Origin of the sequence: uncultured Thiodictyon sp. (genome assembly GCA_903837595.1) — a bacterium.
Taxonomy (GTDB): domain Bacteria; phylum Pseudomonadota; class Gammaproteobacteria; order Chromatiales; family Chromatiaceae; genus Thiodictyon.
The window spans coordinates 1-3057 of the sequence record CAILVI010000221.1 but is presented as its reverse complement, the minus strand read 5'-3'; the positions used below and the strand labels follow the sequence as shown (position 1 = coordinate 3057).

The 3057-nt window shown below is 63.4% G+C and carries 3 protein-coding genes and 2 pseudogenes; 4 read left to right on the top strand and 1 reads right to left on the bottom strand.

Annotated features, from left to right (window positions below):
* Window positions 1-254, top strand: a 254-nt coding sequence (locus QZY44_RS11785; RefSeq protein WP_295446420.1) for a hypothetical protein, incomplete at its 5' end; no start/stop codon positions are given.
* An 83-nt stretch (window positions 255-337) separates the two neighbouring features.
* Window positions 338-610 carry a hypothetical protein gene (locus QZY44_RS11780; RefSeq protein WP_295446418.1) on the top strand — a complete coding sequence of 91 codons (273 nt, stop codon included), beginning with the start codon at window positions 338-340 and terminating at the stop codon, window positions 608-610.
* A gap of 316 nt (window positions 611-926) precedes the next feature.
* Here QZY44_RS11780 and QZY44_RS11775 read toward each other — a convergent pair.
* A pseudogene (locus QZY44_RS11775) lies at window positions 927-2395 on the bottom strand (IS3 family transposase); the annotation flags it as partial.
* A 161-nt stretch (window positions 2396-2556) separates the two neighbouring features.
* On the opposite strand from QZY44_RS11775, the gene QZY44_RS11770 reads away from it, so the two are divergent.
* Both QZY44_RS11770 and QZY44_RS35760 read left to right on the top strand, forming a co-directional pair.
* Window positions 2557-2910 carry a hypothetical protein gene (locus tag QZY44_RS11770; RefSeq protein ID WP_295446416.1) on the top strand — a complete coding sequence of 118 codons (354 nt, stop codon included), beginning with the start codon at window positions 2557-2559 and terminating at the stop codon, window positions 2908-2910.
* Window positions 2911-2946: 36 nt separating this feature from the next.
* Window positions 2947-3057 (top strand): annotated as a pseudogene (locus QZY44_RS35760) (terminase gpA endonuclease subunit); the annotation flags it as partial.

The following is a 3057-nucleotide window of genomic DNA, read 5'->3' as shown; positions in this document are numbered from 1 at the left end:
TGCATGACTTCAAGCTGCACATCGTCTTCAACCGGGTGCCCGCTCGGGGCGGTGATCTGAAGGACGCGCGCGACGCCTTGGCGGTCAATCCGAAGGTCGCCGAACTGTCAGCGAACGTCTGCAGGGCCGTCCTGGTTGATCGTCTGGCCTATGCCCGCTCGGTCGGTGCCGGCTATGTCGTCACCGATCCCGTGGTCAAGGATGCCGCCGGCAATGAGTTCCGCGCCCTCATCGCAGAACTGAATATTGTATGATTTTTGCATTGCAAATATTATGCGTTATGCACGCATTAACACCGCAAACGTAGGGATTCGCAATGCAAAAAATCAGGCCGAGCATGTCTCGCCCCAAGCCAGCGGAACCCGATCCGACCTATGAACAGGCGGTCGAGCGGTTCGCCCTGGGTGCCGATCTGGTGCCCGCTGTAACACCTGTGAAGGGCAAGACGGGCCGTCCACCGAAGGCTGATCACGGTGCCCAGCTCGTGGTGCGGGTGCCTACGCCACTGTTGGAAGCGGTCGACAAGGTGATTGCGGGGCGGTTGGACAGCCCGAACCGATCAGTCGTGGTCAGGGAAGCCCTGGTGCTGTGGCTCGAACGCAAGCGGTGAGCCATGCGCCGACGCACAACCTGGTTGTCGGTCCCGCGCATAGCTCGGCCGGATCAGGCGGTTGGCCGAGCCGGAACGTGTCAATGACATTGAGACAGTCTGGTTCGGACTTTAAGCTCCAAGCCGGTTGTTGGTCAGGTTTGGAAGGCCTGGTTGTGACCGTCGGCCGGCGCGGTTGGTCGCGGCTCCAGCCGGTCGGCGTGGCGTAACCCGCGTATTACGGTTGTGATACGATGGTTGCCGCCATGGGGTCCGGGGACGGGCTGTGGGTCAGGCGGTTTTGCTCGGCTTGCTCGCGGAGCGGCTGGTTTGGTCCGCTTTTGGCCTTGGGTGGTGGATTGATCCAGACGGCGACCGGTTTTTCTGGTGGCGTGGGCGGCTTGGCGACGAAGCGTTCGGGGTGGCGGGCGTAGACCTGATCAAGGACAACTTGCCGGGCGGCGGTGATGGCGTCGGCTTGGCCGTAGTGGATCTGGTCTGGGGTCATCAGCCCCAGAGCACTGTGGTGGTGCTCCTGGTTGTACCAAGTGAAATACGCCCGGCAGAAATTTGTCGCGTCCTGTTGGCAGCCGAAGTTTTTCGGAAATTCCGGCTGATATTTGAGGGTCTTGAACGCGGCTTCGGAGAAGGGATTGTCGTTGGAGGTGTGGGGTCGGCTGTGGGTCTTGGTGACGCCGAGATCGGCCATCAACTGGGCGGTGGTTTTGGCCGTCATCGGGCCGCCGCGGTCGGCATGGAGGGTGAGCTGGCCGGCGGGCACGTCGTGCTTGAGCAGGGTTTCTTCAAACAGGACCTGGAACAGTCGGGCGCTCTCGCGGTCGGCAACGCACCAGCCGACCACTCGTCGGCTGAAGATATCGATGATCACGTACAGGTAGAAATAGGTCCATTTGGCCGGCCCCATCAGTTTGGTGATGTCCCACGACCAGACCTGGTTGGGGCCGGTGGCCAGCAATTCAGGCTTTTGATCGGTGCCGTGGCGGGTGAGGTCACGACGTTCGCGCAACTCAACATGCTCGGCCAGGATGCGATACAGGGTTCGGATCGAGCACAGGTAGAGGCCTTCATCGAGCAGGGTGGCATAGATTTCCGCCGGCGCCTGATCGGCGAAGCGTTCAGAGTCGAGCATCGCCAGCACTGCGCGGCGTTCGTCCGACGACAGGGTTCGCGGCGGGGCTGGGCGCGGTGTCGGCAACGGCTGATAGCACCAGCGGTAGAAGCCGGCGCGAGCAATGCCCAGCGCGGCGCACACCACTGTCACCGAATGGTTGTCGGTCAGGGCCAAGGCGGCGGCCATCAGACGGTCTCGGGGTCGGTCAGCGGCGGCAGCGGGATCGCCAACATCTCGGAAAGTTTTTTTTGGATGTCGATGATCTGCTCGGCACGGGACAGGCGAGCGATCAGGCCGGCATTCTCGCGGCGCAGGCGGGTCAGCTCTCCGTCGAGCGGATTGACCGGGTCAGGAACCGGGCCGCGTTTGTGCGGGGCCAAAGCGGTCAGGGCGCCCTGGTCACGCTGGCGCCGCCAGGCGCTCAACATCGAGGAATAGATGCCCTCCCGGCGCAGGATCGCCCCGATCGCGCCGGGTTCGCCACTGGCCGACGCGTGATCGGCCTCGGTCAGGATGCGAAGCTTGTCCTTGGCTGAAAAGTGCCGCCGTTGCGGCCGAGTGCCCAGTTCCGGGTTCGCCGCGGACGGGGCTGGCACCGGGGCTGGCCTGGCGGCAGGGCTGATGCTCTGCGCGGCAGGGGCGGCGGTCGGTGTCGGAACAGGTTGGGCAGGCATGACCACGTGAGTTCTCCATCGGCGCCCTCAACGTTAAACTCTTCAGGGCAACCTGTCTCACGATCATTGGCACAGAGGGGGTCACGTCCGACGAGGCGGCGAAGGAAGCCTGGGTCGAAGCGCAAAAAGAGGCGCTCAAAACCGGCCGTCTCGAAGCGACCTTGAACGCATTGGTCGGCCATTGCGAGGCGCCTGAAGTCTGCGACGAGAAAGCGCCTGTGCGTCGCTGTCATCGCTATTTGAGCGAACGAAAGGCCCAGTTGGATTATCGTGCGGCTTTGGCTGGCGGCCTGCCGATCGGATCGGGCGAGATTGAGAGCGCGCATCGCTATATAGCGCAGCAGCGGTTAAAGCGGCCCGGCGCGTGGTGGCGCATCGAGCATGCCGAGCACATGCTCGCCTTGCGGATTGTGCGGATAAACGGTGATTGGGAAGCATATTGGCGCAACCTCAAGCAAAAACCTGCCGCCGTCAATGACAACGCCCGCGATGGATACCACCGCCGAACCGCATGAGCACACAACTTTGGTTCACACCCCGGCGAGACCGTCGACGACAACCCGCTGCTGGCCCGCCGCGAAGACTGGGGGCCACGCCTGCCTGCGGGGGTGCGGGTGCTGACCGCCGGGGTCGATGTCCAGGGCGACCGGTTGGAAGTCCAG

Bases quoted from the DNA above. Each gene is read 5' to 3' on its own strand.
- QZY44_RS11780 (WP_295446418.1), top strand. From the start codon at position 338: ATGTCTCGCCCCAAGCCAGCGGAACCCGATCCGACCTATGAACAGGCG.